Genomic DNA, 26,426 nt, shown 5'->3' on the forward strand with positions numbered 1-26,426 from the left:
TGCAAGCGTGCCGCCCGTAAGCCGGGCGGCCCTTTGAAACGACTTGATAGCGTATGGAGTTGACCATGCAGCAAGATTCCCACACCCATGGCATCGACATGTCTGCCCTGGGCCGCAACAAGCAGAGCCTGCGGATGGCTGAAGAAACCGTGGCCATCGAAGTGCCGGGCCTGAGCCTGTTCTATGGCGACAAGCAAGCGCTGTTCGACGTGCAGATGAACATCCCGAAGCAGCGTGTGACCGCCTTCATCGGCCCATCCGGCTGCGGCAAGTCGACCCTGCTGCGCACCTTCAACCGGATGAACGACCTGGTTGACGGTTGCCGTGTGGAAGGTGCCATCAACCTGTACGGCAACAACATCTATCGCAAGGGCGAAGACGTTGCCGAACTGCGCCGGCGTGTGGGCATGGTGTTCCAGAAGCCGAACCCGTTCCCCAAGACCATCTACGAGAACGTGGTCTACGGCCTGCGCATCCAGGGCATCAACAAGAAGCGCGTGCTTGATGAAGCTGTCGAGTGGGCGTTGAAGGGCGCGGCCTTGTGGGAAGAGGTAAAGGACCGCCTGCACGAGTCGGCGCTGGGCCTGTCCGGTGGCCAGCAGCAGCGTCTGGTCATCGCCCGCACCATTGCCGTGGAGCCGGAGGTGCTGCTGCTTGACGAACCGTGCTCGGCGCTGGACCCGATCTCGACCTTGAAGGTCGAAGAACTGATCTATGAATTGAAATCCAAGTACACCATCGTCATCGTGACCCACAACATGCAGCAAGCGGCGCGTGTTTCGGATTACACCGCGTTCATGTACATGGGCAAACTGGTCGAATTCGGTGATACCGATACCCTGTTCACCAACCCGGCGAAGAAGCAGACGGAAGACTACATCACCGGTCGCTACGGCTAAGCGCCGCTCGCGAAACAGGCACCTCGGTGTCTGGCACCGGCGTTGCCGGTGTTCGCGGGTGAACCCGCTCCTACAGGGCCGCGCTACCAAAGGACAAAACGATGATCAACAAAGAAAGCCTTACCCATCACATTTCCCAGCAGTTCAACGCCGAGCTCGAAGAGGTGCGCAGCCACCTGCTGGCCATGGGCGGGTTGGTGGAAAAGCAGGTCAACGACGCGGTTACCGCGCTGATCGAAGCCGACTCTGGTCTGGCCCAGCAGGTGCGCGAGGTTGACGAGCAGATCAACCAGATGGAGCGCAATATCGACGAGGAGTGCTTGCGCATCCTCGCCCGCCGCCAGCCAGCGGCCTCGGACCTGCGCCTGATCATCAGCATTTCCAAGTCGGTGATCGACCTGGAACGCATCGGTGACGAGTCGACCAAGATCGCCCGCCGCGCCATCCAGCTGTGCGAAGAGGGCGAGTCGCCGCGTGGTTATGTCGAGGTGCGCCACATTGGCGACCAGGTGCGCAACATGGTCCGGGATGCGCTGGACGCCTTTGCCCGCTTCGACGCCGACCTGGCGCTGTCGGTGGCCCAGTACGACAAGACCATCGACCGCGAATACAAGACCGCGCTGCGTGAGCTGGTGACCTACATGATGGAAGACCCGCGCTCTATCTCTCGGGTGCTGAGCGTGATCTGGGTGCTGCGCTCGCTGGAGCGTATTGGCGACCATGCGCGCAACATCTCCGAACTGGTGATCTACCTGGTGCGCGGCACCGACGTGCGCCACATGGGCCTCAAGCGCATGACGGCAGAAGTGCAGGGTACTGCTGTCGCCAACGGCGAAAAGGCTAATGTTCCGGGTGAATCTGACGATAAGTAAGGTTGCTCCCGAGCATCGACGCCCGGCCTTGGCCGGGCGTTTTCGTTTGCGGTCGAGAGCCGGCAGGCACCCGCGAACGATGTGAAGAAGTCCCGGCGTGACCAGGTTGTAGCAAGTGGCCATCATTTGGCAGTAGGCTAGTCGGGATTCATAAGGAGTATCGATGAGTAAAGTGAATGTGCTGGTCGTGGATGACGCCCCGTTTATCCGTGATCTGGTCCGCAAGTGTCTGCGTAATGCCTTCCCGGGTATGGCCATCGACGACGCGATCAACGGTCGCAAGGCCATGGCCATGCTCGGCAAAGAAGCGTTCGACCTGGTCCTGTGCGACTGGGAAATGCCGGAAATGTCTGGCTTGGAATTGCTGACCTGGTGCCGTCAGCAGCCTGCACTGAAGAACCTGCAGTTCATCATGGTGACCAGCCGTGGCGACAAGGAAAATGTCATTCAGGCGATCCAGGCGGGTGTTTCCGATTTTGTAGGCAAGCCGTTCACCAACGAGCAACTGCTGACCAAGGTAAAAAAAGCCCTGACCAAGATCGGTAAGCTCGACAGCCTGATGGCCATCGGCCCGGCGCGAGCCAACCCGGCGTTTGCCAACGATTCGTTGAACGCGCTGACTGCGGGCAAGCCTGAAGCGGTCAAGGTGGCGGCGCCGACACCGGCACCGGTCAAGCCTTTGGTCGCGGCGCCCGCACCTGCCGCCCCCGCGCCGAGCGGCCGTGGCCAAGGCCAGCTGCGCCTGGCCAGTGGCATGCAGCCATGCGTGATCAAGGCGTTGAGCCTGAAAGAGGCACTGCTGGTGGTACGCCGCAACGAAGCGCTACCACAGGTGCTGGAAGGTGCGGTGCTGGACCTGGAGCAGGGCGAAAGTGCCGAAGTCGCTCGCCTGAACGGCTACCTGCATGCTGTCGCGGCGCTGGAGCCAAAACCTGACAGTGACTGGTTGCAGTTGACGTTCAAGTTTGTCGACCAGGATGCCCAGAAGCTCGACTACTTGTCTCGGTTGATTGCCCGCGGCACAGCGCAGAAGCACTTCACCCCCGGTGCCTGACCCCGGCCCCGCGCCATGCTTTGGGCAGGAGCAGCACAAGGCTGCTTCTGCCCAAGCCCGAGTTGCCCCATCCGACCAACTGCAATACCTACCGTAAAACCCGCTGCTAGGCTTCGACAGATCATCACTGTCAAAAAGCCACTATCATGCCCGCGCGCCTGCTGCTGTTCTGTGCATTGCTCATGGCCTCAGCGTCGAGCCAGGGCGTGACACTCTACAAGATCACCGACGATTCCGGTGTCATCTCCTATTCCGATCGCCCTGGCCCCGGCGCCAAGCCCTTGGGGTTGCTCGAGCCCATGGTCGAAACGCTCGAAGGCCAGGTACTGCTGAACGCGAAAACCTTCGACGGTGGCGTGAGCTTTTCGGCACGAAACGAGCTGCATGTGCCGGTAGAGGTAGAGTTGCGGCTGGACAACCTGGTCAACGCACAAGGCGGCGATGCCCCGCGTATCGTGCGCCGGCTGCTGCCGCCGCGCACCACGCAGATGCTCAGTGTGCTCAGGGGGCGGCCCGGGCTGCTGCTGAACTACCGTTCGACCCTGCTGCAGGCCATGGGTGACCCGGGCAAACGGCCCCAGGGCTTCCGCTATGCGTTCCCGTGGATTGGCGGGCCGTTCCGCGTCACTCAGGGCCCCAATGGCCGCGTCAGCCATTTTGGACCCAAAGGGCGCTATGCCATGGATATCGCCATGCCCGAGGGCACGCCCATCATCGCCGCGCGGGAAGGGGTGGTGGTGAAGACGCAGAACAGCCAGAGCGGGCGCGGCCCCGACCCCTCGGGTAACTTTGTCAGGCTTTTGCACCCGGATGGCACCATGGGCGTATACCTTCACCTGATGCGTGGTTCGGTGGTGGTGGCGGAGGGGCAACGGGTACGGCAGGGCCAGATGCTGGCCAAGTCGGGCAATACCGGCAACAGCACTGGGCCGCACCTGCATTTTGTGGTGCAGCGCAATGTGGGGTTGGCGCTGGAATCGATACCTTACCGCTTCGACAGGCCGATCAGCGGGATGCCGGACTTCACTGCCGGCAACCCCTGACCGATTGGGCCATCAATCCAGCTTCAGCACCTTGGCCAGTACGATCTTGGGCCCTTTCATCTTCTTGATGATGATTCGCAACCCTTCGACCTCCAGCACTTCCTCCTCTTCCGGCACGCGCTTGAGCGTCTCGTAGATCAACCCCGCCAGGGTTTCGGCCTCGATGTGGTCAAGGTCTATACCCAGCAGGCGTTCGACCTTGAACAGTGGGGTGTCGCCGCGCACCAGCAACTTGCCCGGCTGGTAGGCGAGAATGCCACGCTCGGTCTTGCGGTGCTCGTCCTGGATGTCGCCCACCAGCACTTCCAGCACGTCTTCCATGGTCAGGTAGCCGATCACCTTGCCATCGGCTTCCTCTACCAGCACGAAGTGCGCGCCGCCCTTACGGAACTGCTCCAGCAACTGGGCCAGCGGCATGTGCCGCGACACGCGTTCGAGTGGCCGGGCAAGGTCCTCCAGGTCAATGGTCTCTGGCAAGTGCTCCAGCTCAGCCAGCTCCAGCAGCAGGTCCTTGATGTGCAGCAGGCCGGTGAATTCTTCGCGCTCGGCGTCGTACACCGGGTAGCGGCTGAACTTGTGGCGGCGCACCAGGGCCAGGATCTGCTTCAGAGGCGCATGGGCGTCGATGCTGATCATGTCCTCACGCGAGTTGGCCCAGTCGACCACTTCCAGCTCGCCCATTTCCACGGCCGATGCCAGCACGCGCATGCCTTGGTCGCTTGGGTCCTGACCACGGCTGGAGTGCAGGATCAGCTTGAGTTCTTCGCGGCTGTAGTGGTGCTCATGGTGCGGGCCAGGCTCGCCCTGGCCGGCAATGCGCAGGATGGTATTGGCGCTGGCATTGAGCAGGTAGATGGCCGGGTACATCGCCCAGTAGAACAGGTAAAGCGGCACGGCGGTCCATAGCGACAGCAGCTCTGGCTTGCGGATAGCCCAGGACTTGGGGGCCAGCTCGCCGACCACGATGTGCAGGTACGAGATGACGAAGAAGGCGACGAAGAACGAGATCGCCTTGACCAGCTCGGCGCTGTCCACACCGAAATAGGCCAGCAATGGTTCCAGCAGGTGGGCGAAGGCGGGCTCACCCACCCAGCCCAGGCCCAGCGAGGCGAGGGTGATGCCCAACTGGCAGGCCGACAGGTAGGCGTCGAGCTGGTTGTGAACCTTGCGCAGGATGTTGCCACGCCAGCCGTGCTTTTCGGCGATGGCCTCTACGCGGGTGGCGCGCAGTTTGACCATGGCGAACTCTGCGGCAACGAAGAAGCCGTTGAGCAGCACCAGCAGTAAGGCAAAGATGATCATGCCGAAGTCGGCGAATAGCGAGGTGAGGCTAATACCAGAGGAAGGGTCCATGATGGAGTTTTTACGGGGTCCGTCTTTGAGATAGGGAGAAAAAAAGTGCCAGCTTTTGCTGGCACAGGGGATCCAATGTAGCGGCTGGGGCTGTAAAAGCAAAGGGCAGGCGACTCATTGCGGGCCCAGTGGCAGCCGGCATGCCCGCGAAGGGCTGCGCCGCAGCCCCAATCTCAAGCCTTTTCGTTGGCCAATTGTGCTGGCGGAAAGTGACAGGTAAAGGTGCTGCCATGCCCCGGTACACTGCTGATTTCCAGCTTGCCGCGGTGGCGCATCAGCACATGCTTGACGATTGCCAGCCCCAGCCCGGTACCGCCGGTATTCGATGCACGGCTGGAGTCTACCCGGTAGAACCGCTCGGTCAGGCGTGGCAAGTGCTTGGCATCGATGCCCACCCCCGAGTCCTGCACCGACAGGTGTGCGCCCTGGGCATCGGCCCACCAGCGGATGCGGATGTTGCCTTCGTCCTGGGTGTACTTGACCGCATTGAACACCAGATTGGAAAAGGCACTGCGCAGTTCTGACTCGCTGCCCTTCAGCTTGACGCCAGGCGCAGCTTCCAGGCTGATGCGCTGGTTGCGCGGCCCGGAAAGGGCCTGGGCGTCGTTCTTGATGGCGGCGAGCAGGGCATCGACTGCCACCGGCTGGTTGTCCGATGGGTAATCGGTGGCTTCCAGTTTGGCCAGCAGCAACAAATCGTTGAGCAGGGTTTGCATGCGCGAGCCTTGCTGGCTCATCTGCTGCAGGGCGCGGCTCCACCGGGGGTTCACGTCCTCGACGTTGTCCAGTAGGGTTTCCAGGTAGCCGGTGATTACCGTCAGCGGCGTGCGCAGCTCGTGGGACACGTTGGCGACGAAGTCCTTGCGCATCTGTTCCAGCTGGTGAATGCGAGTGACATCGCGCACTAGCATCAGGTGTTCATTATTGCCGTAGCGGGTGATGTGCAACTGCACACGCATGCGGTCATTGATCGGCGAAGGGATTTCCAGCGGCTCGAGGTAGTTTTCTGCCTCGAAGTACTCTTTGAAGAGCGGGTGGCGCACCAGATTCGTCACTTGCTGGCCGCCGTCCTGTGGGGTCTTGAAGCCCAGCAGGGTCTCGGCGGCGCGGTTCCACCATTCCAGGTTGCCGTCGCTGTCGAGCATGATCACCGCGTCACGCAGAGCAGCGGTGGACTCCTGCACCCGGTCGATCACTGCCTGCAGGCGGCCCCGTACGCGCTGGTCGCGGCGTTGCAGGTGGTAGATGCTATCGAATACCTCGCCCCACAGGCCGTAGCCATCGGGCGGTGCTTCGTCGGGTTGGTGATTGCGCAGCCAGTCGTGCAAGCGCAGCAGTTGCTTGAGGGTCCAGCCCAGATAGAGCGCCAGGCCAATGGCCAGGCTCCAGCCGTAGTAGCCGCTGACCAGCCCGCCGATCAGGCAGACGGTAAGCAGCAACAGCAGATGGCGAATCAGGGTTGCGTGCCAGTTCTGGTTCAATTGACGGTCCTTGTACAACGACGTGCAGCTTGGCGCTCGGGAACTCGATCAGCTCTTGGTCGAGAAACGGTAGCCAGTGCCCCGGACGGTTTGTACCAGATTCTCGTAAGCTTCACCCAGCGCCTTGCGCAGGCGACGGATGTGCACGTCGACGGTACGTTCCTCGACATAGACGTTGCCGCCCCACACCTGATCCAGCAGTTGGCCGCGGGTATAGGCGCGCTCCTGGTGGGTCATGAAAAACTGCAGCAGGCGGTATTCGGTAGGGCCCATCTCGGCCGGCTTGCCGTCGATGGTCACACGGTGGCTGATCGGGTCGAGCAGCAGGCCGCCGACCTCGATTGGCGCCTCGCTGTCGCTCGGGCCAGTGCGGCGCAGCACGGCTTTCAGTCGCGCTACCAGTTCACGCGGCGAGAACGGTTTGGTGATGTAGTCGTCGGCGCCCACTTCCAGGCCCTGGATCTTGTTGTCTTCTTCACCCTTGGCGGTGAGCATGATGATCGGAATATCACCGGTCAGCTCGTCGCGCTTCAGGCGGCGGGCCAGCTCGATGCCGGAGGTGCCCGGCAGCATCCAGTCGAGCAGGATCAGGTCCGGTTTGCGGTCGACGATGATCGCGTGGGCCTGTTGGGAGTTTTCCGCTTCCAGGCAGTCATAGCCGGCCATTTCCAGGGCAACGGCGATCATCTCGCGAATGGGCGCTTCGTCGTCGACGATCAGAATGTTCCTGCCTACCATGCTCAAAACCTCTCCTGGATTCGGTGTCTTGGCCCGCATTAGATAACGGAATTATTGCAGCTGTGTGACAGGGTGTTGGCCGTTCTGGCGACATTCCGTGACTGAACTAGGCTACAGAGGGCCGCTTTGATGGCAACCCGAACTCATTTCCCCCCGCAACAATGGTGAATCCAATGACACGACATACGCTGAGCTGGATGGCCCTTTTCACTGCGTTGGCGCTCCCGGGGGTGGCGTTGGCCCACCATGCCATGGAGAAGGATGGCATGTGGGTCGATCATGCCGGCATGACCCTGTACACCTTTGACAAGGATGCGGTTGGCAAGTCGATGTGCAATGGCGAGTGCGCCAAGAACTGGCCACCGTTGATGGTCAAGAAGGAAGACGAAGCACCGAAGGATAAATGGACCCATGTAACGCGTGACGACGGTTCGATGCAGTGGGCTTACGACGGCAAGCCGCTGTATACCTTCATCAAGGACAAGAAGGCCGGTGACATGACCGGTGACGGCATGAAAGACGTCTGGCACGTTGCCAAGCCTTGAGGTAGCCGGGGCCGCTGTGCGGCCCCAAACTACTCAGCGCAACGCGTAATCCAGCACAACTCCGATAAATACCAGCATCCCCGCCCAGTGGTTGTGCAGAAATGCCTTGAAGCACGATTCCCGGTCCAGCTTGCGCGTTGACCAGTACTCCCAGGCAAAGCAAGCCGCCGCACCCAGCAACCCAAGGTGGAACCAGCCACCCAGGTCGAAGCGGCTACCGGCCAGCAACAGGCAGCCCAGCGACAGCAACTGCAGGGTCAGGATGATGCTGCGATCAGCGTCGCCGAACAGGATCGCTGTGGACTTCACGCCAATCTTCAGGTCGTCATCGCGGTCGACCATGGCGTAGTAGGTGTCGTAGCCTACCGTCCACAGCAGGTTGGCGATGTACAGCAGCCAGGCGCCGGCCGGCAATTCACCGCCAGCGGCTGTGAAAGCCATGGGAATGCCCCACGAATACGCCGCCCCCAGCACCACCTGCGGGTAGTAGGTGTAGCGCTTCATGAACGGGTAGCAGAACGCCAAGGCCACCGCCCCGAACGACAGCCAGACGGTGCGGCTGTTGGTGCACAGCACCAGCAGGAAACTCACGCCGACCAGAATCGCGAACAGTGTCAGCGCCTCGCGTGGCTTCACCCGGCCGCTGGCCAAGGGGCGGTCTGCGGTCCGCTTGACGTGGCCGTCAACCTTGCGGTCGGCAAAGTCGTTGATGCAGCAGCCGGCCGCGCGCATCAGCACCACACCAAGGCCGAAGATGAGCACGTTGGCCAGGGTGGGTGACCCATTGCCAGCAATCCACACTGCCGACAGGGTCGGCCACAACAGCAGGTAGATGCCTATCGGCCGGTCCATGCGGCTGAGCTGGACGAAGTCCCAGGCCCGTGGATGCAGGCGGTTGAGCGACTTGAGCAGTTGCAGGTACATCAGCGGTTTTCCTCCTTGGCCGCTTGCCACAATGCCGGCAGAAACACTTCTGCCACCAGCAGGTCCAGGCCGTTGCGCTCGAAGCGCGAGCGGCGGCCCCAAAGCGCCGCATGTGCAGCTTCGGACGGCAGCCAAGCCTGTGGGTAAGTACACACTTCGAGCGGATGACGGATGAACGCCTGGTCGCAGAACAGCAGCTCGCCCAGCGAGCGGCTGCCCAAGGATTCCAGGTCCAGACCGCCACGTTCCAGGGCGCTGCGGCTGGCCACGCTGCGGGCGAACACCCAAGGTTGGCCATGGCCGCGCAGGTACACTTCGCGCACCCAGCCTTCGGCGCCAGCAGCGATGCCCAGCGCTTGGCATTCGTCATCGCGCAACGGCTGCCAGCCCTCGAACAACGGGGTGACGGAAAAGTGATCGATGGACAGACGGGTCAGGCGGCGGGTCAGCGAGCCCTCGTCGAACAGCCAGTCAAGGGTGGGCTGGTCGATGTCGGTCGCCAGCTGTGAATACGGCAGCCACGCGACAGCGGCTGCTTGCGGGGATTCGTACGACACGTCGGTATGCTTTGTTACAGCCAGAGAGGCGGCGAGCTTAGCATGATTGCCCCAACTGCTTGCATACTGCCGGCAGGGCCGCTACAAAGCCTCCACGCATTGCAAGCTGGCCCTGTTCGCGGGCAAGCCCGCCAGGCCTGCGCGGTCACTGTAGCAGCGGGCTTGCCCGCGAAGAGGCCATCAGCAGCAACACAAGCCCCAGCTGAACCGAGGAAATAGACCTGATGAAAAAGTGGCAATGTATTGTCTGTGGCCTGATCTACGACGAAGCCGAAGGCTGGCCCGACGACGGCATCGCCCCCGGCACCCGTTGGGAGGATGTGCCTGAAGACTGGCTGTGCCCCGACTGCGGTGTCGGCAAAAGCGATTTTGAAATGATCTCCATCGGTTAATCGAGGAAGGCACGACATGACGTCTCCTGTGGTAATCATCGGTACCGGCCTTGCGGGCTACAACCTGGCCCGTGAATTTCGCAAGCTCGATGCGCAGGCGCCGCTGTTGCTGATCACCGCCGACGATGGTCGTTCGTACTCCAAGCCGATGCTTTCCATGGGCTTTGCCAAGCAGAAGGACGCCGACGACCTGTGCATGGCAGAGCCGGGCGCCATGGCAGAGCAGTTGAACGCCGAGATCCGTACCCATACCCGCATCAGCGGCATCGACCCGGGCCACAAGCGGCTGTGGATCGGCGAAGAAGCCGTGGAATACCGCGACCTGGTGCTGGCCTGGGGGGCGCAGACCGTGCAAGTGCCGATCAAGGGTGATGGCAGCCATCTGGTATTCCCGATCAACGATCTGGAGGACTACGCGCGCTTCCGTGCTGCCGCCGCGGGCAAGCAGCGTGTCCTGATCCTCGGCGCCGGCCTGATCGGCTGCGAATTCGCAAATGACATGAGCCTGGGCGGTTTCAAGGTCGACGTTGTGGCGCCGTGCGAACAGGTCATGCCGACCCTGCTGCACCCGGCCGCTGCGGCGGCTGTACAGGGTGGGCTGGAGGGGCTGGGAGTACGCTTTCACTTGGGGCCGGTGCTGACCCGCCTGCAGCAGGTGACCCAAGGCCTGGAGGCGCACCTGTCGGACGGCAGCGTGATCGCCTGCGACCTGGTGGTTTCGGCCATCGGCCTGCGCCCACGTTCCGACCTGGCTGCCGCGGCCGGCCTGCAGACCAACCGCGGCGTAAGCGTAGACCGCGAGCTACGTACTTCACACGCCAACATCTTCGCCCTTGGCGACTGTGCCGAAGTCGATGGCATCAACCTGCTGTACGTGATGCCGCTGATGAGCTGTGCCCGGGCGCTGGCGCAAACCCTGGCCGGTAAGCCGACGGCAGTTTCCTACGGACCGATGCCTATCACCGTGAAAACCCCGGCCTGTCCGGTGGTGGTTTCGCCAGCGCCACAGGGTTGCGAAGGCATCTGGCAGGTAGAGGGGCAGGGCAGTGACCTCAAGGTGCTCTGCCTTGATGCCGACGGCAAGCTGCTGGGCTACGCCCTGACCGGAGCGGCGGTGATGGAGAAGCTGGCGCTGAATCGTCAGTTGCCACCGGTTATGGCGTAAATAGCGCGCGTTCTGTCGGATTTATCCTGTTGTTGCCTGCACAATGGCCGCCCAGATACTGGCGCGGCCCCTGAGCTCGTGCCATTCTCACTCCCGTCTGCCGCAGATTAGAGCCTGCGGTGCCTTGAGCGCTGCTCCCAGAGGCAGCACGGCATAACAACAAGAATTCCGTCAAAGAGGCTTCACTATGCGCAAACCAGAACTCGCCGCCGTCATCGCCGATAAGGCTGATCTGACCAAGGAAAAGGCCAATCAGGTTTTGAACGCGATTCTCGACAGCATCACCGGTGCCCTGGACAAGGACACCGTGACCCTGGTCGGTTTCGGCACCTTCGAAAAACGTCATCGCGGCGCGCGTACCGGCAAGAACCCGCAAACTGGGGAACCGGTCAAGATCAAGGCCAGCAATACCGTAGCCTTCAAGCCTGGCAAGAACCTGCGTGACAGCGTTAACGCCCCCGCCAAGCCAGCCAAGAAAGGCAAGTGATCGCTCCCTGACAACCCCAGTGTCGGCCAAGCGGGCGCCCCAAGGCGCCCGTTGTGCTTTCTGCAGGTAAAATGTTTCGAACTTGCATAAATAGTTCTGGAAAAGGATAAACTGCGCGCCTTAGTCACTTTTCATTCGAGGCGCGTTGATGAAGTTCCGCTTTCTTCTCTGGGCCATGGGGCTGTTGATGGCCAGGGCCAGCCGTAATAACCCCGCATTCCAGCAGCAGCTCAAGGGCAAGGACCTGGTGTTCCAGATGCAGACCCTGGACGGCAAGGTTGCCCGGCACTTCATCGTCAACAACGAACGCATCAGCAGCAAGGGCGGCGCGCACCCACAGCCGGCATTCGCCATTGCCTTCAAGGACGCCGCCTATGGCTTCGCCACCATGCAGGCGGGTAACAAGCAGCTGGCGTTCATGCAAGGGATTCAGGACAAGCACATCCAGATCAAGGGCAACCCGGCGCTGGTGATGTGGTTCCAGGGGTTGATGAAATACCTGAAACCGAAGAAGAAAGGCTGAAGCCCAACGGGGATGCCGATGCTTTACCTGTGGGATCGGGCGTGCCCGCGAGACAAGCGACGCGGTGCATGGCACCGGCTTAGCCGGTGTTCGCGGGCATGCCCGCTCCCACAGGCTATGTGTTAATGCTTAATGCGGTGCGTGGAACTGCGAAGCCAGCTCACGCAACAGGTTCTCGGCTTCGAGCACCTTGTTCACCACATCCTCAGCCTTGTCCCGGGTAATGCTCAGGCGTTCCAACAGCTCGTCAGGAATCTCTTCCTGTGGCCCTGAGCCTATACCTCGCGAGCGCAGCAGGCGGGTGGCCAGGCACACCAAGTTGGGGAACGCGAAATATTCGCCGTCGTAGGCCGGATCGTGCTGAAAGCGCAAGGCAGTCGACAGCTCTTCTGGCATGTCCCACAGCTTCATCAGCCAGGCACCGATCTGTTCGCGGCTGATGCCCAGCAAGTGTTGCTCCACATAGGTGTGGTTCAAATGCGGGTTGACCTCAAGGTGGCGGCAAATCAGCGAGAAATGCGGCGGGAACACGTGCGCGAGCAGCAGGTAGCCGAAGTTGTGCAGTAGCCCGGCCAGGTAGGTCAGCCCGGCCTCGGGGCGTTCTGCACGAGGCATGGCGCGGGTCAGGCCTTCGATGATCGCGGCGGTGTAGATCGATTGTTGCCAGTAGGGCGTGGCCTGCTGCGGTTGGTCTTTGGGTAGGCTCAAGGTCTTGCCCAGTGCCAGGCCCAGGGCCAGGTTGATCACCAGGTCGAAACCCAGCACACGCACGATGGCGTCTTCCACCGAGCGGATCTTGCCCGGCGAACCATAGTAGGGCGATGCAGCCCAGCTCACCACCTGTGCCGCCAGCGCCGGGTCGGTTTCGACCACGCCGGTGATGTCGTCGATGCTGGCGTTGGGATCTACCCGCAGCTTGATGATCTTCTGCGCGGTGTCGGCGAGCGGTGGAATTTCGATGGTTTCTTCCAGGCGTTTCTGAATGCGTCGGGCAGTGAAGGCCTGGACCGCATCGGTGATTTCCCGGGTGTCGTCATCGGGGCGGTCGAGATTGGGGCTGATCGCTTCGACTTGCTGGCCGAAGCTGCTGGCGCTGGCCTTGGCCAGCATGCGCTTGAAGTGCGCGCGTTCGATTTCCAGCAACAGGCCGGCTTCGCCTGACTGGATAAAGACAGTTTCAGCGTCGAGCAGGCTCTTTTCGTACTGACATGGCGAGCTGGTCAGCGCCGGGATGCCCGGCAGGGCCTTGAGGTGGTGCTTGTCGAGCATCTGCTTCAGGCGCGGCACCGACACGGCGGTCAGCTTGCGCCCGGTCAGCTCGGCCAGGCGGTTGAGGTCCAGCAGGTGGTTCTGCGGGAACAGCACCATGAGGGCGCCGACCTCGTCGTCGAGAAGGACAGCCTGCACCCGCGAAGCCGCAGGCAGGTGCGAGTGTTCGACCACCTGGCGGTAGGGCACGCCGAGCTTGTCGAGCAGCAGCCTGATGACGGAGGGGGCGTGTGGGGTTGCGGTGTCCAGGGCAACTTCAGTCATGGTCCGTATCCACTGTTTCTTTAAACGCGAAGTATAACCAGCCTGCGAGCAAATCTGGATCCATTCTGGGACTGGCGTCACACTTGGCCATATTGTTGGCCGTGCCGCAGCCAGCGGTCCAGCAGCGGGCTGACGTGTTCCGGCCAGCGTGATACCAGGGCCTGGGCCGCGTCGCGCACGGCCGGCAGCAGGTCGGCGTCGCGCATCAGGTCGGCGACCTTGAATTGCAGTAGGCCGGTCTGGCGGGTGCCGAGCATCTCGCCCGGGCCACGCAGTTCAAGGTCTTTCTCGGCGATGATGAAGCCGTCGTTGGTCTCGCGCATGATCCCCAAGCGCTCGCGGCCGATCTGCGACAGCGGCGGGTGGTACAGCAGCACGCAATGGCTCACGGCGCTGCCCCGGCCAACCCTGCCGCGCAGCTGGTGCAACTGTGCAAGGCCCAGGCGCTCGGGGTTCTCGATGATCATCAGGCTGGCGTTGGGCACGTCCACGCCCACCTCGATGACCGTGGTGGCGACCAGAAGCTGCAGGTTGCCAGCCTTGAACTCGGCCATGATCTCGGCTTTTTCTGCCGGTTTCATGCGCCCATGGATCAACCCCACCTTCAGTTCACCCAGCGCACTGCCAAGCTCCTCATAGGTGCTTTCGGCGGCCTGGCAGGTGAGTTCTTCGGACTCTTCGATCAGCGTGCATACCCAATAGGCCTGGCGCCCCTCGGCGCAGGCGGCGCGTACCCGCTCGACCACTTCGAAGCGGCGGCTGTCGGCCACCAGCACGGTGTTCACCGGCGTACGCCCTGGCGGCAATTCGTCGAGCACCGAGGTGTCCAGGTCGGCGTAGGCGCTCATGGCCAGGGTGCGTGGAATAGGCGTGGCGGTCATGATCAGCTGGTGCGGGCACAGCTCGCCGGCCACGCCCTTCTTGCGCAGGGCCAGGCGCTGCTGCACGCCGAACCTGTGCTGTTCATCGATGATCGCAAGGGCCAGGTGCTTGAACCTTACCTCTTCCTGGAACAGCGCGTGGGTGCCGACCACCATAGGTGCGCCGTTGGCGATCTGCTCCAGGGAGGCGGCCCGGGCCTTGCCCTTGAGTTTGCCGGCTAGCCAGGCGACTTCAATGCCCAGCGGTTCCAGCCAGCGCTTGAAGGTAATGTAGTGCTGCTCGGCGAGGATCTCGGTGGGTGCCATCAATGCCACTTGGTAGCCCGCCTCCAGCGCCTGCAAAGCCGCCAGTGCAGCGACCACGGTCTTGCCGGCACCCACGTCGCCCTGCACCAGGCGCATCATCGGTTCGTGCTGGCTAAGGTCGTAGGCAATTTCGTTGGCTACCCGCTGCTGCGCGCCGGTCGGCTGGAAGCCCAGGTTAGCCAGGTATTGCGCCTGCAGGCGCGTGGCCCTGGGCAGTACCGGCGCACGCAGGCTGCGCAGGCTTTCGCGCAGGCGTTGCTGCGACAGCTGATGGGTCAGCAACTCTTCGAAGGCCAGGCGGTGTTGAGCCCAGTGCTGGCCTTCGGCGAGCTCGTCGAGGTCAGCGTCGGCCGGCGGGTTGTGCAGGTAGCGGATGGCTTCGTCCAAGGGTGCCAGCTGGTAGTCCCGGGCAAGTTCGTCAGGCAGCCAGTCGGGCAGGCTACGCGGGCCAAGCAGCGCAAGGCTCTGCTGGCACAACAGGCGCAGGCGTTGCTGGGTAAGGCCCTCGGTGGACGGATAAATTGGCGTCAGGGTCTGCTCCACCGGCGGTGGTGGCTCGTTGCCGTTCAGCGCACGGTACTCCGGGTGGTAGATTTCCAGGCCCGAAGCGCCGGGGCGGGCTTCTCCGTAGCAGCGCAGGTGGGTGCCCCGCTTCAGGCCCTCCTTCTGCGCGTTGCTGAAGTGGTAGAAGCGCAATGTCAGCACACCGCTGCCGTCGCCCAGGCGCACCACCAGGCTGCGGCGCTTGCCCATGGTCACATCGGCACCACTGACCACGCCCTCGATAACCGCATCCTGGCCGGGACGCAGCTGGCCGATTGGCACCACGCGCGTACGGTCCTGGTAGCGCAGGGGCAGGTGGAACAACATGTCCTGCAGGTTTTCCAGCCCGACCTTGGCGAGTTTCTCCGCCATCGCCTCGCCCACACCTTTCAGTACTGTGACCGGGACCTTCGACAGCTCACTCATGACTCAGGCCGGTTGTTCCGCAGGGTTCTTGGCGACCGAGCACAGGCGGATCGAATCGGCGAGGATCTCGATGGCCTTTGGCCGCGGGAAGCTGGCGCGCCAGGCGATGGCTACCGTGCGGAACGGTGCCGGTGCCGTCAACGGGCGCACTTCGATGACGCCGGGGGCATAGTGATGGCTGTGCACTGCCGACAGCGGCAGGATCGATACGCCAAGGCCGGAAGCCACCATGTGACGGATGGTTTCGAGCGAGCTGGACTCGACCGTGGTGTGCCTTGAGCCTTCACCCCCCTTGTTCAGGGTAGGGCAGGCTTCCAGTACCTGGTCACGGAAGCAGTGGCCCTCACCAAGCAGCAACAGGCTCTTGTCATTGAGCATGGCGGTGTCGATGGTCTTTTTCGCCGTCCATGGGTGGTCGGCAGGCATCAGGGCGCAGAACGGTTCGTCGTATAGCGGTAGCGTCAGCACGTCGGCTTCGTTGAACGGCAGGGCGATGATCACCGCGTCCAGTTCGCCGTTGCGCAGCTTTTCGCGCAGTACGTGGGTGAAGTTTTCTTCGATGTACAGCGGCATTTGCGGCGCCACGCGGTGCAGCTGCGGGATCAGGTGCGGGAACAGGTAAGGGCCGACGGTGTAGATAGCGCCGACCTTGAGCGGAGCGGTCAGCTGATTCTTGCCGGCCTGGGCCAGCTCGCGAATGCCCTGGGCCTGCTCCAGTACCTTCTGCGCTTGGGCGACAATGTTTTCGCCGACCGGGGTCAGGCGTACTGCGCTTTTGCTGCGCTCGAAGATCAGAACGCCAAGCTCGTCCTCGAGCTTCTTCACACCGACCGACAGGGTGGGTTGGCTCACGTGACAGCGCTCGGCGGCATGGCCGAAGTGCTGTTCCTGGGCGAGTGTGACGATGTAGCGTAATTCTGTAAGGGTCATAACGTGCGTCCATGAAGTTGCGGGCCCAGCATAGCGGCTGCAATCGATAGACGCACGTTATCAGACTTGCCGAATTGTGACAGAAACAAAAGTCTTAACGGCGGTCCAGTGAGTAGACGAACGGTGCCACGACTTCAATCGTGCCATTGTTCAGCAACTCGGGTGGCGGCTTGGGTACCGTGCCGGCCCGACGGATCATTTCCAGGGTCGCCCGGTCCAGTGCGGCACTGCCTGAGCCGCCGGCCATGGAGTACGACACGACCTTGCCTTCGGCGTCGACCACGAAGCGCAAGCGGTTCATGCCTTGCAGGCCGCGACGGCGCGCGTCTTCCGGGTAACGCTTGTACTTGGCAAGGTGGCGCAGCAGGTCGCTCTGCCAGGTTGGCAAGGCGTTGCTGTTGGACGCAATGCTCGGTGCCGGTGCCGCAGACTTCTGCGGTGGCGAGTTGCTGGGCGGTGCGTCCACCGTTTGCTCGGTGGGCGGTGCTTCCTTCGGCGGCTCAGGCTTTTTCTCGGGCTTGGGCGGCTGGGGCTTGGCCTTCGGCTTGGGCGGCTTGGGGATGGCGATCTTGGGCTTGGGCGCTTCTGCCAGCTTCGGCAACGGTGGTTCCTCGACCGGGGCCGGTGGCTGCGGAGCTGCCTTTGGGGGTGGTGGTGGCGCAGGCTCCGGCAACGGTGCCAGTTCGACCATCATCGCTGCCGGGGGCAGTTCGATGGCCTGTGGCACCGACCAGTTGAGCGTCAGCAGCACGGCGACCACGTGCACGCCCAGCACGATCGCCAGGCTGCCACCGTAGCGCGCCATGTTAGAGCGCGTTTTCATCATTTCTTGGCTGCCGTCTCGAGACCTACCAGACCGACTTTCAGGTAGCCGGCCGCGCGCATGTTGTTCATCACTTCCATCAGGTCGCCGTAATCCACGCCTTTGTCAGCCTGGAAGAAGATGGTGGTTTCCTTGTCACCCTTGGTCTTGGCGTCGAGCATCGGGCCAAGCTGGTCGGGTGCAGCAACCTGATCGTCGCCGACATACAGCTTCTGGTCGGCCTTGACGCTGACGAACACCGGTTTCTCTGGCCTTGGCGCCGGTTTGGCGGTTGAGGCCGGCAGGTCGACCTTGATGTCGACCGTGGCCAAGGGGGCGGCGACCATGAAGATGATCAGCAGCACCAGCATCACGTCGATGAACGGCGTAACGTTGATTTCGTGGTTTTCGGCGAGGTCGTCGCCACCTTCGTTGAGATGCAGGCCCATGGCTTACCCCACTTTCACCATGTGCGGGGCGGCGCGCTCGCTACCCTGGTGGTCCAGATCACGGCTGACCAGCAGCAGTACCTGGGCGGAGGCGTCGGACACCTGCGCCTTGTAACCGGCAATGGAGCGGGCGAAGACGTTATAGATGACCACGGCCGGGATTGCCGCGACCAGGCCCAGGGCAGTGGCCAGCAGCGCTTCGGCGATACCTGGGGCAACGACGGCCAGGTTGGTGGTCTGGGTCTTGGCGATGCCGATGAAGCTGTTCATGATGCCCCATACGGTACCGAACAGGCCAACGAACGGCGCAGTGGAGCCGATGGTTGCGAGCACGCCGGTGCCGCTGCTCATGGTACGGCCGCTGGCATGCACCAGGCGCTCCAGACGGAAGCTGACGCGCTCCTTGATGCCTTCTTTTTCGCGAGCGTTAGCCGAAAGACGCATTTCTTCGAGGGCATCGTGGACCAGGGTATGGGCCAGGGTGCCTTCCTTGTTGGAAACCTCGCTGGCTTCTTTCAGGGTGGTGGACTTCTTCAGCTGGGCGATTTCACCCCGCAGGCGACGCTTGGCGCCCATCAGCTCGAAGCCTTTGGCAATCCAGATGGTCCAAGTGATGATGGAGGCGATGGCCAGGCCGATCATGACGATCTTCACCACGATGTCGGCGTTCTTGTACATGCCCCATGGTGACAGGTCATGGGCCATGCCCAGCGAGGTGTCTTCGACCAGGGCTTGAACGCTTGGGTCTGCTGCGGCCGGTGTATCTGCCGAGTTGGTGGCAGTGGCACCAGGCGCCGGCGCATCGACCGGGGCAGCAGCGGGTGCGGCCGGGGCAGTAGCAGCGGCAGGTGTGGCGGCGTTGGTGGTTGGCTCATCGGCCATGGCCACCGGGGCCAGCACCAGGCTGAGTGTCAGCGCGGCGATGGCGCGCCAGGCGCGCGACGGGGTTGGCGAAGCGGAAGGTTGAGTACGTGTCATGCTGGCCGGACCTGATGAAGAAAAAAGTGAGCGTTCTCCAAGGCCTCGATGTAGGCCGAGAACAATTTGGCGGTCATTATTGCAAGTAATTCTTGTTAACAAAAGTAATATTGTAGCTTTTTTCGCCTATGGTCTAGCCGCCCATCGTGTAGCGTGGCCAGGCTGATCAATTGGTCTAGGGAGTTTAGAGATGTCAGACCTTTCCGTGATGGTGGTGGGTTGTGGTGATGTGGGTGGGCGCCTGGCCAAGCAGATGTTGGCTAAAGGCTGGCAGGTGAGCGGCCTGCGCCGTTCTGTCGATCAGCTGCCCGCTGGGGTTCAGCCGGTTGCCGCAGACTTGGCCGAACCGTCGATGCCGCAGGCCTGGCCACAGGGCGCGCTGGATTACCTGGTGTACTGCGTGGCAGCCAGCCAACACGATGAGGCGGGTTATGAGGCAGCCTATGTCGATGGTTTGCGCCATGTGTTGGCCTGGTTGGCCGAGCGTGGCCAACGCCCGCGCCGGCTGTTGTTCGTCTCCAGCAGCAGCGTGTATGCGCAGAAGGACGGCGAGTGGATAGCTGAGGGCGCTGCCACCGAGCCCGAAGGCTATTCCGGACGGGTGATGCTGGAGGCTGAACGGTTGGCACTGGCCAGCGGCATCCCGGCGAGCGTGGTCCGCCTAACCGGTATCTATGGCCCAGGGCGCGAGTGGTTACTGAGCCAGGTGCGTCAGGGTTACCGCGTTGCCGAGGAGCCACCGCTGTATGGCAACCGCATTCATGCCGAAGATGCCGCCAGCCTGCTGGCGTTTCTGCTGCAGGCCGATGCTGATGGCAAGGCTCTGGACGACTGCTACATTGGCGTCGATGACGACCCGGCGCCGCTGGCCGATGTAGTGGCCTGGCTACGGGCGTACATGGGGGTTACCGAATGGTCCGATGAGCAGCGGGTGCGGCGTACTGGCAGCAAGCGTTGCAGCAATGCCCGGGCGCGGGCGCTGGGCTGGGCGCCTGAGTATCCGAGCTACAAGGAAGGCTACGCCGCGATCCTGGCAGGAAAAGACTAGCTGGCAACTGGCGCGATGCCTTGTGGGAGCAACTGTCTTGCTCAATTTCTAAAAGCTGGCGCGATCCCTGTGGGAGCGGGCTTGCCCGCGAACACGGGCGAAACCCGTGCCATCCACCGCGGTGTCTTCTTCGCGGGTAAACCCGCTCCTACAGGGACCGCGCATCATCTCAGCTGCGCTCCAGCGCCCACTGACGTTTGCCCGCTGCCAGCTCCGGCATTTCATCCGGTTGTGCACGGTTCACTGCCTGGAAAATCTCCAGCTTGTCACCATCGCGCTTGATGATGAACGGTGCACCACGCTGGTTGCGCTCCAGCCACAGGCTGTCATTGTTGCCACCCATGGTCGCGCAATCACCTGCCAGGCAAAGGGCGAAGCGGTCCGGCCCCGGTAGGCCGGTGACGTTGCCGGTATCGCTGAAGCGTACACTGGCACCTTTGCCTTGGCCGTCGACGATCTTCCAGTTACCACCCAGGTAGGCCTGGTAAAGCGCCTTCTCGAAGCTGCTGCCCAGTGGTGCATTGGCTGCCGCCGGTGTCTTGGCGCGCACGAAGGTTTGCTTGGTGCCGTTCTGGTCGACGGCCAGCAGCTCGTCGCCATCGAGCGAAAGCTGCTCGGTCTGGCCGCCTTGGAAACGGGCCTGCCATTGCTTTTCATTGGCGCTCAGCTGGCCGTCGGCGGCCTCAAAACCATTGCTGTAGCTAGCTTGCTGATTGGCCACGTCGAGTTTCCACTCGAACACTGGGCCGTGCTCATTAAGCGCCTGGCGCAGGCTGCCGGCTTTGACCGCCGCAGTGATGGCTTCCTGGTTGATCCAGATACCGTTGAAATCTTCGGGTTTGTGGCTGGTGCAGCCGCCCAGTAGCAGGGCTGCCAGCGCGAAGGGCAGTGCTTGACGCATGACGGGGTAACCTTGCAGAGGAAGGAGGGTGACGGGCAGGGCCCGTCACCAGGGCATCATTCGATGACCAGGATGGCGTCCATTTCGACCTGGGCGCCTTTCGGCAGTGCGGCAACGCCGATGGCGGCGCGGGCCGGGTAGGGCTGTTCGAAGTAGCGGCCCATCACCTCGTTTACCTTGGCGAAGTGGCTCAGGTCGGTGAGGAAGATGTTCAGTTTCACGATGTCCTTGAACGAACCGCCAGCAGCTTCAGCCACGGCCTTGAGGTTCTCGAACACCTGCACGGTCTGGGCTTCGAAGCCTTCGACCAGTTCCATGGTCTTCGGGTCCAGAGGGATCTGGCCCGACATGTACACGGTGTTGCCGGCCTTGATCGCCTGCGAGTAGGTGCCGATGGCGGCAGGGGCCTTGTCGCTGTTGATGACGGTTTTGCTCATGATGACTCCTTGCGGTTGGCGGACTACGTACGCATGCGGGTGATGCGGACCACACCGGTCAGGGTACGCAGCTTCTTGATCACACGCGCCAGGTGCACGCGGTCGTGCACGCTGACCACCAGTTGGACCACGCTGATACGGCCGTCGCGTTCGTCCATGCTGATCTTCTCAATGTTGCCGTCGGCGGCGTTGACGCTGCTGGCCAGCAGGGCGATCAGCCCGCGCTGGTGTTCCAGTTCGACACGCAGTTCGACATTGAACTCGCCAGTGATGTCCTTGGCCCAGGAGAGTTGCACGCACTTTTCGGGGTTGTGGCGGATTTCACTGATGTTGCGGCAGTTCTCCAGGTGCACGACCATGCCCTTGCCGGCCGACAGGTGGCCGACAATCGGGTCGCCCGGGATCGGCGTGCAGCACTTGGCGTAGCTGATCACCAGGCCTTCGGTGCCGCGGATCGCCAGCGGGCCTTCTGGCGCCGGCAGCTGTTCGCCTTCGGCCGACAGCAGGCGGCGCGCGACCACGTAGGCCATGCGGTTGCCCAGGCCGATGTCTTCGAGCAGGTCTTCTATCAGCTCCAGGCGGTACTCGGCGAGAATAGACTGGATGCGGTCCTGGGGGATTTTCTCCAGGCTGCTGTCGAAGCCAGTGAGTACCTTGTTCAGCAGGCGCTCGCCCAGGCTGATGGACTCCGAGCGGCGCTGTTGCTTGAGCGCATGGCGGATATTCGTGCGTGCCTTGCCCGAGACCACAAAGTTGAGCCAGGCCGGGTTTGGCCGAGCGCCCGGGGCGCTGACGATTTCCACTGTCGAGCCGCTTTGTAGCGGTTCGGACAGCGGCGCCAGGCGGCGGTTGATGCGGCACGCGATGCAACTGTTGCCGACGTCGGTGTGCACCGCGTAGGCGAAGTCGACGGCCGTGGAGCCTTTGGGCAACTCCATGATCCGGCCTTTGGGCGTGAACACGTAGACCTCGTCCGGGAACAGGTCGATCTTCACGCTCTCGATGAATTCCAGGGAGTTGCCGGCACGTTGCTGCAGTTCGAGGATACCCTTGACCCACTGGCGGGCACGCGCGTGGCTGCCCTTGGGCTGCTCGTCGTCGTTTGACTTGTATAGCCAGTGCGCGGCGATGCCGTTGTTGGCCATCTCTTCCATTTCGCGGGTGCGGATCTGGATTTCGATGGGCACGCCGTGCATGCCGAACAGGGTAGTGTGCAGCGACTGGTAGCCGTTGGCCTTGGGGATCGCGATGTAATCCTTGAAGCGTCCGGGCAGCGGCTTGTACAGGTTGTGTACGGCGCCGAGCACGCGGTAACAGGTGTCAACCTTGTCGACGATGATGCGGAAGGCATACACGTCCATGATCTCGTTGAAGGCACGGCGCTTGCCGCGCATCTTCTTGTAGATGCCATAGAGGTGTTTCTGCCGACCGCTGACCTCGCCCTCGATGCCGTCGGCGGCCAGGCAGTTGGCCAGCGAGTGCTCGATCTTGGCGACGATCTCTTTGCGGTTGCCGCGCGCGCTCTTCACTGCACGATGAATCAGCGACGAGCGCATCGGGTGCATGGCCTTGAAACCAAGGTCTTCGAACTCCACGCGCACGGTGTGCATCCCCAGGCGGTTGGCGATGGGGGCGTAGATTTCGAGGGTTTCCTTGGCGATGCGCCGGCGTTTTTCGCCAGACAGCACTTCCAGGGTGCGCATGTTGTGCAGGCGGTCGGCCAGCTTGACCAGGATCACGCGGATATCGCGGGCCATGGCCATGGCCATCTTCTGGAAGTTTTCCGCCTGCGCCTCGGCCTTGGTCTCGAAATTCATCTGGGTCAGCTTGCTGACCCCATCGACCAGTTCGGCCACGGTCTCGCCAAACTGCTGGCTGAGGGCTTCCTTGGCGATGCCGGTGTCTTCGATCACATCGTGCAGCATGGCCGCCATCAGGCTTTGATGGTCCATGTGCATGTCGGCGAGGATGCTGGCCACGGCCAGCGGGTGGGTCACGTAGGGCTCGCCGCTGCGGCGGCGTTGCCCATCGTGGGCCTGTTCGGCGTAGAAATAGGCGCGCCGGACCAGGTTGACCTGTTCGGGGCCAAGATAGGTCGAAAGCCGTTCGGCCAAGGCTTCTATACCCGGCATGGGTTCACCTCCTGCCGAGGAAGAGGGCCTTGCGCCGTACGACGTCGACCTGGCATCAATCAGACAGCCTCGTTGTTCTCGTCCTCGAACGCGGCGAACACCGGATCCTCGGTGACGATCTCTTCAGCGGCGATGAACTCGTTGGTGACGATGCCTTCGGCAATTTCACGCAGGGCAACAACGGTTGGCTTGTCGTTTTCCCACGCAACGCGTGGCTCTTTGCCGCCGGTCGCCAGCTGGCGAGCGCGCTTGGTCGAGAGCATGACCAGCTCAAAGCGGTTATCCACGTGTTCCAGGCAGTCTTCAACAGTTACGCGGGCCATGGTCTTCCTCAGTAGCAATTGCGGTGGGCGTGCAGCCCATTAATGGGCAGGCGGACTCGATAGTATAAAAATTCACCAGCCAATAGGGAAGCGCTGTTTTGCCGGGCGGTAGCTGCAAACCCTGCGATGCCTTCTTCGCGGGTGAACCCGCTCCTACAGGGGTCGCGTAGCTTGTAGCGGCGGGTTTACCCGCGAAAGGGCCGGAACAGACACCCTCAGTGCATGAGCCTGACGATAACCTCAGAGCATCGCGTCACGCAACCGCGGGGTCAGCTCTTCGAACAAGGTCTGCACCGAGCGCAACGCCCGGCAATCCGGCCGGGTCAGCAACCACAGCTGAGTGTCGCAGCCGGGCAGGGGGCCGCTGAGTGCATCCACCCCGGGCAGCGCATGCACCATATAGTCCGGGAGCGCTGCCACGCCCAGGCCGGCCATTACCAACTGGGCGATGGTCGACATGCTGCTGCACTGGTAGCGCGGGCTCAGGCCCGGGTGTTGCTGGTTGCGCCAGACCACCGTAGGGTGGTCCTGCATCGAGTCGTCTGGTGCGATCCACGGCACGCTGGCGGGGGACTCGCTCAGGCGCTCTCGCCACTGTGGCTGGCCGCAGACCACATAGGAGGTCGAACCCAGGTTGCGGCCCACCAGGTGCTCCGGAGGTGTGTTGGTCAGGCGCAGGGCGATGTCGGCGTCGCGCCGGCTGAGGTTGGCGAAGGTATTGGAGGTGCCCATCTCCAGCGACAAAGCCGGGTAGTTGGACATGAACTCGGCCAGCGCCGGCAGCAACAGGCTGTGCATCACCGCCTCTGTGCAGGTCAGGCGCACCGTGCCGCTGACCACTTGCTCGCCGCTGGTCATGGCAATGCGCGCCGCTTCCAGCGCCTGCTCGGCGCGTTCGGCCTGCTCGGCCAAGGCCTGGGCGGTGTCAGTCGGCAGATAGCCCTTTCGGCTCTTGACGAACAAGGCGGTGCCCAGCGCCGACTCCAATCGGCGGATCGAGCGGAACACGGTCGAAACGTCGACTTTGAGCAGTTCGGCGGCTTTGGCCAGCGAGCGGCCACGTTCCAGTGCCAGGACCAGAGAGAGGTCTGCGTGGGTTATCTGATATTGCATTGATGCACGCTCTGCTTGCCAAATTGCCAATGTCTGTTGCGTCTGGGCCATTTTATAGTGAAACGGCCCCCCGGAATCAATGCGCCCGGTCGGGTAACCAGTCCCCACGATGGGAAAGTGAAAACAACAACAGCTGCAACCATCGTCGCCCGTGAGGCGCCAGCCGTATCCCCACATCGCCGCAGCACATCAAAGGATGTACACCATGACGTCGGTAACCCCGTGCGCCAGTTCTTCCAGCGAGATGAATGACTTCCTCCAGGCCCATCCGGACACGCAGTACGTAGACCTGCTGATCTCCGACATGAATGGCGTGGTACGTGGCAAGCGCATCGAGCGGGCCAGCCTGCACAAGGTGTACGAGAAGGGCATCAACCTGCCCGCATCGCTGTTCGCCCTTGATATCAACGGTTCCACTGTCGAAAGCACCGGCCTTGGCCTGGACATCGGCGACGCCGACCGCATCTGTTTCCCGATCCCCGGCACGCTGTCGGACGAGCCGTGGCAAAAGCGCCCCACCGCCCAGCTGCTGATGACCATGCACGAGCTGGATGGCCAGCCGTTCTTCGCCGACCCGCGTGAAGTGCTGCGCCAGGTGGTGAGCAAGTTCGACGACCTGGGCCTGGATATTTGCGCCGCGTTCGAACTGGAGTTCTACCTGATCGATCAGGACAACCTCAACGGCCGCCCGCAGCCGCCGCGCTCGCCGATCTCCGGCAAGCGCCCGCAGTCGACCCAGGTGTACCTGATCGACGACCTCGACGAGTACGCCGACTGCTTGCAGGACATGCTCGAAGCAGCCAAGGAACAGGGCCTGCCTGCCGACGCCATCGTCAAGGAAAGCGCCCCGGCGCAGTTCGAGGTCAACTTGCACCACGTGGCGGATCCGCTGAAGGCCTGCGACTATGCGATCCTGCTCAAGCGCCTGATCAAGAACGTCGCCTACGACCATGAAATGGACACCACCTTCATGGCCAAGCCCTACCCGGGCCAGGCAGGCAACGGCCTGCATGTGCACATTTCATTGCTGGACAAGAAAACCGGCAAGAACATCTTCGCCAGTGACGATCCGCTGCAGAGCGACACGCTGCGCCACGCCATCGGTGGCGTGCTGGAAACCATGCCGGCGTCGATGGCCTTCCTGTGCCCCAACATCAACTCCTACCGCCGCTTCGGTGCGCAGTTCTACGTGCCCAATGCGCCGAGCTGGGGCCTGGACAACCGCACCGTGGCCGTACGCGTGCCCACCGACAGCAGCGACAATGTGCGCCTTGAGCACCGTGTAGCCGGCGCCGATGCCAACCCGTACCTGATGCTCGCGGCGATCCTTGCCGGCGTTCACCATGGCCTGACCAACAAGGTCGAGCCCGCGGCGCCGATCGAAGGCAACTCCTACGAGCAGCTGGAGCAAAGCCTGCCGAACAACCTGCGCGATGCCCTGCGCGCGCTGGATGACAGCGAAGTCCTCAACCAATACATCAGCCCGGACTACATCGATATCTTCGTGGCCTGCAAGGAAAGCGAACTGGCCGAGTTCGAAGTGTCGATTTCCGACCTCGAGTACAACTGGTACCTGCACACGGTGTAAGCC

27 protein-coding genes are annotated in these 26,426 nt (G+C 62.4%); 11 read left to right on the plus strand and 16 right to left on the minus strand.

Annotation, left to right across the window (positions count from 1 at the left end; genetic code table 11):
- Positions 1-65: 65 nt before the first annotated feature.
- The 4 genes from pstB to QYE47_RS01030 all read left to right on the plus strand — a co-directional run bounded on the left by pstB (position 66) and on the right by QYE47_RS01030 (position 3,868).
- On the plus strand, positions 66-899 hold the full coding sequence (pstB, locus tag QYE47_RS01015) for a phosphate ABC transporter ATP-binding protein PstB (protein ID WP_014592871.1): 834 nt from the start codon (positions 66-68) through the stop codon (positions 897-899).
- Positions 900-1,000: 101 nt separating this feature from the next.
- Positions 1,001-1,771 (plus strand): phosphate signaling complex protein PhoU, encoded by a 771-nt coding sequence (gene phoU / locus QYE47_RS01020; RefSeq protein WP_003253329.1) that lies wholly within the window; start codon positions 1,001-1,003, stop codon positions 1,769-1,771.
- Positions 1,772-1,934: 163 nt separating this feature from the next.
- On the plus strand, positions 1,935-2,825 hold the full coding sequence (locus tag QYE47_RS01025; protein WP_014592870.1) for a response regulator: 891 nt from the start codon (positions 1,935-1,937) through the stop codon (positions 2,823-2,825).
- Positions 2,826-2,971: 146 nt separating this feature from the next.
- The gene (locus QYE47_RS01030; RefSeq protein ID WP_014592869.1) at positions 2,972-3,868 is read left to right on the plus strand and encodes a peptidoglycan DD-metalloendopeptidase family protein; all 897 of its coding nucleotides are present in this window, start codon (positions 2,972-2,974) and stop codon (positions 3,866-3,868) included.
- Between the two features lie 12 nt (positions 3,869-3,880).
- Here the strand turns inward: QYE47_RS01030 and QYE47_RS01035 are convergent, their stop codons facing one another.
- The 3 genes from QYE47_RS01035 to phoB all read right to left on the minus strand — a co-directional run bounded on the left by QYE47_RS01035 (position 3,881) and on the right by phoB (position 7,440).
- The gene (locus tag QYE47_RS01035; RefSeq protein ID WP_014592868.1) at positions 3,881-5,221 is read right to left on the minus strand and encodes a hemolysin family protein; all 1,341 of its coding nucleotides are present in this window, start codon (positions 5,219-5,221) and stop codon (positions 3,881-3,883) included.
- A gap of 173 nt (positions 5,222-5,394) precedes the next feature.
- Positions 5,395-6,702, minus strand: a complete 1,308-nt coding sequence (gene phoR, locus QYE47_RS01040) for a phosphate regulon sensor histidine kinase PhoR (RefSeq protein ID WP_014592867.1) — start codon at positions 6,700-6,702, stop codon at positions 5,395-5,397.
- A gap of 48 nt (positions 6,703-6,750) precedes the next feature.
- Positions 6,751-7,440 (minus strand): phosphate regulon transcriptional regulator PhoB, encoded by a 690-nt coding sequence (gene phoB / locus QYE47_RS01045; RefSeq protein WP_003253341.1) that lies wholly within the window; start codon positions 7,438-7,440, stop codon positions 6,751-6,753.
- 173 nt (positions 7,441-7,613) lie between these two features.
- Between phoB and QYE47_RS01050 the strand changes: the two genes are divergently transcribed.
- Entirely contained in the window at positions 7,614-7,985 is a 372-nt protein-coding gene (locus tag QYE47_RS01050; protein ID WP_019439066.1) for a hypothetical protein, read from the plus strand.
- Between the two features lie 33 nt (positions 7,986-8,018).
- Here QYE47_RS01050 and ubiA read toward each other — a convergent pair whose 3' ends face one another.
- Positions 8,019-8,909 (minus strand): 4-hydroxybenzoate octaprenyltransferase, encoded by an 891-nt coding sequence (gene ubiA, locus QYE47_RS01055; protein ID WP_014592865.1) that lies wholly within the window; start codon positions 8,907-8,909, stop codon positions 8,019-8,021.
- Positions 8,909-9,466 carry a chorismate lyase gene (locus tag QYE47_RS01060; protein WP_012054112.1) on the minus strand — a complete coding sequence of 186 codons (558 nt, stop codon included), beginning with the start codon at positions 9,464-9,466 and terminating at the stop codon, positions 8,909-8,911. Before QYE47_RS01060 ends, ubiA begins: the two co-directional genes overlap by 1 nt.
- A 224-nt stretch (positions 9,467-9,690) precedes the next feature.
- Here QYE47_RS01060 and QYE47_RS01065 point away from each other — a divergent pair, with 224 nt between their 5' ends.
- From QYE47_RS01065 to QYE47_RS01080, 4 genes are all read left to right on the plus strand, one after another.
- Complete coding sequence (locus QYE47_RS01065) at positions 9,691-9,858, plus strand: rubredoxin (protein ID WP_003253349.1); 168 nt, start codon at positions 9,691-9,693, stop codon at positions 9,856-9,858.
- Positions 9,859-9,874: 16 nt separating this feature from the next.
- On the plus strand, positions 9,875-11,023 hold the full coding sequence (locus tag QYE47_RS01070) for an NAD(P)/FAD-dependent oxidoreductase (RefSeq protein ID WP_014592864.1): 1,149 nt from the start codon (positions 9,875-9,877) through the stop codon (positions 11,021-11,023).
- Between the two features lie 187 nt (positions 11,024-11,210).
- Positions 11,211-11,510 (plus strand): HU family DNA-binding protein, encoded by a 300-nt coding sequence (locus tag QYE47_RS01075; protein WP_003253355.1) that lies wholly within the window; start codon positions 11,211-11,213, stop codon positions 11,508-11,510.
- Positions 11,511-11,658: 148 nt separating this feature from the next.
- Positions 11,659-12,033, plus strand: coding sequence for a helicase (locus QYE47_RS01080; protein WP_010955807.1), 375 nt, complete (start codon positions 11,659-11,661; stop codon positions 12,031-12,033).
- 129 nt (positions 12,034-12,162) lie between these two features.
- On the opposite strand, the gene QYE47_RS01085 is transcribed toward QYE47_RS01080, so the two are convergent.
- The 6 genes from QYE47_RS01085 to exbB form a co-directional block, all read right to left on the minus strand.
- The gene (locus QYE47_RS01085) at positions 12,163-13,566 is read right to left on the minus strand and encodes an aminoacyl-tRNA deacylase and HDOD domain-containing protein (protein WP_014592863.1); all 1,404 of its coding nucleotides are present in this window, start codon (positions 13,564-13,566) and stop codon (positions 12,163-12,165) included.
- A 77-nt stretch (positions 13,567-13,643) separates the two neighbouring features.
- Positions 13,644-15,722, minus strand: coding sequence for an ATP-dependent DNA helicase RecG (gene recG / locus QYE47_RS01090; protein ID WP_014592862.1), 2,079 nt, complete (start codon positions 15,720-15,722; stop codon positions 13,644-13,646).
- A gap of 3 nt (positions 15,723-15,725) precedes the next feature.
- Complete coding sequence (locus QYE47_RS01095) at positions 15,726-16,652, minus strand: hydrogen peroxide-inducible genes activator (protein ID WP_003253362.1); 927 nt, start codon at positions 16,650-16,652, stop codon at positions 15,726-15,728.
- A 94-nt stretch (positions 16,653-16,746) separates the two neighbouring features.
- The gene (locus QYE47_RS01100) at positions 16,747-17,478 is read right to left on the minus strand and encodes an energy transducer TonB (RefSeq protein ID WP_010955804.1); all 732 of its coding nucleotides are present in this window, start codon (positions 17,476-17,478) and stop codon (positions 16,747-16,749) included.
- A complete protein-coding gene (gene exbD / locus QYE47_RS01105) occupies positions 17,475-17,903 on the minus strand; it encodes a TonB system transport protein ExbD (protein WP_003253367.1) in 429 nt (142 codons plus the stop codon). The genes QYE47_RS01100 and exbD overlap by 4 nt, the downstream gene beginning before the upstream one ends.
- 3 nt (positions 17,904-17,906) lie before the next feature.
- Positions 17,907-18,881: a tonB-system energizer ExbB gene (gene exbB / locus QYE47_RS01110; protein WP_014592860.1), complete on the minus strand. Its 975-nt coding sequence runs from the start codon at positions 18,879-18,881 to the stop codon at positions 17,907-17,909.
- A 190-nt stretch (positions 18,882-19,071) separates the two neighbouring features.
- Here exbB and QYE47_RS01115 point away from each other — a divergent pair, with 190 nt between their 5' ends.
- Positions 19,072-19,929 (plus strand): SDR family oxidoreductase, encoded by an 858-nt coding sequence (locus QYE47_RS01115; RefSeq protein WP_014592859.1) that lies wholly within the window; start codon positions 19,072-19,074, stop codon positions 19,927-19,929.
- Between the two features lie 169 nt (positions 19,930-20,098).
- Here QYE47_RS01115 and QYE47_RS01120 read toward each other — a convergent pair whose 3' ends face one another.
- The 5 genes from QYE47_RS01120 to QYE47_RS01140 form a co-directional block, all read right to left on the minus strand.
- A complete protein-coding gene (locus QYE47_RS01120) occupies positions 20,099-20,830 on the minus strand; it encodes a hypothetical protein (RefSeq protein ID WP_014592858.1) in 732 nt (243 codons plus the stop codon).
- A 56-nt stretch (positions 20,831-20,886) separates the two neighbouring features.
- Complete coding sequence (locus QYE47_RS01125; RefSeq protein ID WP_009684531.1) at positions 20,887-21,267, minus strand: RidA family protein; 381 nt, start codon at positions 21,265-21,267, stop codon at positions 20,887-20,889.
- 23 nt (positions 21,268-21,290) lie between these two features.
- Complete coding sequence (gene spoT / locus QYE47_RS01130) at positions 21,291-23,399, minus strand: bifunctional GTP diphosphokinase/guanosine-3',5'-bis pyrophosphate 3'-pyrophosphohydrolase (protein WP_014592857.1); 2,109 nt, start codon at positions 23,397-23,399, stop codon at positions 21,291-21,293.
- A gap of 59 nt (positions 23,400-23,458) precedes the next feature.
- Positions 23,459-23,722: a DNA-directed RNA polymerase subunit omega gene (gene rpoZ, locus QYE47_RS01135; protein WP_003253383.1), complete on the minus strand. Its 264-nt coding sequence runs from the start codon at positions 23,720-23,722 to the stop codon at positions 23,459-23,461.
- Positions 23,723-23,962: 240 nt separating this feature from the next.
- Positions 23,963-24,835, minus strand: a complete 873-nt coding sequence (locus QYE47_RS01140) for a LysR family transcriptional regulator (protein ID WP_003253385.1) — start codon at positions 24,833-24,835, stop codon at positions 23,963-23,965.
- Between the two features lie 205 nt (positions 24,836-25,040).
- Between QYE47_RS01140 and QYE47_RS01145 the strand changes: the two genes are divergently transcribed.
- Positions 25,041-26,423: a glutamine synthetase family protein gene (locus tag QYE47_RS01145; RefSeq protein ID WP_014592856.1), complete on the plus strand. Its 1,383-nt coding sequence runs from the start codon at positions 25,041-25,043 to the stop codon at positions 26,421-26,423.
- Positions 26,424-26,426 lie beyond the last annotated feature (3 nt).

Source organism: Pseudomonas sp. 2,4-D, assembly GCF_030418155.1.
Taxonomy (GTDB): Bacteria; Pseudomonadota; Gammaproteobacteria; order Pseudomonadales; family Pseudomonadaceae; genus Aquipseudomonas; species Aquipseudomonas alloputida.

Excerpts from the sequence above, each read along its gene's own strand:
- pstB (WP_014592871.1), top strand. The coding sequence starts at position 66 with ATGCAGCAAGATTCCCACACCCATGGCATCGACATGTCTGCCCTGGGC.
- phoU (WP_003253329.1), top strand. The coding sequence starts at position 1,001 with ATGATCAACAAAGAAAGCCTTACCCATCACATTTCCCAGCAGTTCAAC.
- QYE47_RS01025 (WP_014592870.1), top strand. The coding sequence starts at position 1,935 with ATGAGTAAAGTGAATGTGCTGGTCGTGGATGACGCCCCGTTTATCCGT.
- QYE47_RS01030 (WP_014592869.1), top strand. The coding sequence starts at position 2,972 with ATGCCCGCGCGCCTGCTGCTGTTCTGTGCATTGCTCATGGCCTCAGCG.
- QYE47_RS01035 (WP_014592868.1), bottom strand. The coding sequence starts at position 5,221 with ATGGACCCTTCCTCTGGTATTAGCCTCACCTCGCTATTCGCCGACTTC.
- phoB (WP_003253341.1), bottom strand. The coding sequence starts at position 7,440 with ATGGTAGGCAGGAACATTCTGATCGTCGACGACGAAGCGCCCATTCGC.
- QYE47_RS01050 (WP_019439066.1), top strand. The coding sequence starts at position 7,614 with ATGACACGACATACGCTGAGCTGGATGGCCCTTTTCACTGCGTTGGCG.
- ubiA (WP_014592865.1), bottom strand. The coding sequence starts at position 8,909 with ATGTACCTGCAACTGCTCAAGTCGCTCAACCGCCTGCATCCACGGGCC.
- QYE47_RS01065 (WP_003253349.1), top strand. The coding sequence starts at position 9,691 with ATGAAAAAGTGGCAATGTATTGTCTGTGGCCTGATCTACGACGAAGCC.
- QYE47_RS01070 (WP_014592864.1), top strand. The coding sequence starts at position 9,875 with ATGACGTCTCCTGTGGTAATCATCGGTACCGGCCTTGCGGGCTACAAC.
- QYE47_RS01075 (WP_003253355.1), top strand. The coding sequence starts at position 11,211 with ATGCGCAAACCAGAACTCGCCGCCGTCATCGCCGATAAGGCTGATCTG.
- QYE47_RS01080 (WP_010955807.1), top strand. The coding sequence starts at position 11,659 with ATGAAGTTCCGCTTTCTTCTCTGGGCCATGGGGCTGTTGATGGCCAGG.
- QYE47_RS01085 (WP_014592863.1), bottom strand. The coding sequence starts at position 13,566 with ATGACTGAAGTTGCCCTGGACACCGCAACCCCACACGCCCCCTCCGTC.
- recG (WP_014592862.1), bottom strand. The coding sequence starts at position 15,722 with ATGAGTGAGCTGTCGAAGGTCCCGGTCACAGTACTGAAAGGTGTGGGC.
- QYE47_RS01095 (WP_003253362.1), bottom strand. The coding sequence starts at position 16,652 with ATGACCCTTACAGAATTACGCTACATCGTCACACTCGCCCAGGAACAG.
- QYE47_RS01100 (WP_010955804.1), bottom strand. The coding sequence starts at position 17,478 with ATGATGAAAACGCGCTCTAACATGGCGCGCTACGGTGGCAGCCTGGCG.
- exbD (WP_003253367.1), bottom strand. The coding sequence starts at position 17,903 with ATGGGCCTGCATCTCAACGAAGGTGGCGACGACCTCGCCGAAAACCAC.
- exbB (WP_014592860.1), bottom strand. The coding sequence starts at position 18,881 with ATGACACGTACTCAACCTTCCGCTTCGCCAACCCCGTCGCGCGCCTGG.
- QYE47_RS01115 (WP_014592859.1), top strand. The coding sequence starts at position 19,072 with ATGTCAGACCTTTCCGTGATGGTGGTGGGTTGTGGTGATGTGGGTGGG.
- QYE47_RS01120 (WP_014592858.1), bottom strand. The coding sequence starts at position 20,830 with ATGCGTCAAGCACTGCCCTTCGCGCTGGCAGCCCTGCTACTGGGCGGC.
- QYE47_RS01125 (WP_009684531.1), bottom strand. The coding sequence starts at position 21,267 with ATGAGCAAAACCGTCATCAACAGCGACAAGGCCCCTGCCGCCATCGGC.
- spoT (WP_014592857.1), bottom strand. The coding sequence starts at position 23,399 with ATGCCGGGTATAGAAGCCTTGGCCGAACGGCTTTCGACCTATCTTGGC.
- rpoZ (WP_003253383.1), bottom strand. The coding sequence starts at position 23,722 with ATGGCCCGCGTAACTGTTGAAGACTGCCTGGAACACGTGGATAACCGC.
- QYE47_RS01140 (WP_003253385.1), bottom strand. The coding sequence starts at position 24,835 with ATGCAATATCAGATAACCCACGCAGACCTCTCTCTGGTCCTGGCACTG.
- QYE47_RS01145 (WP_014592856.1), top strand. The coding sequence starts at position 25,041 with ATGACGTCGGTAACCCCGTGCGCCAGTTCTTCCAGCGAGATGAATGAC.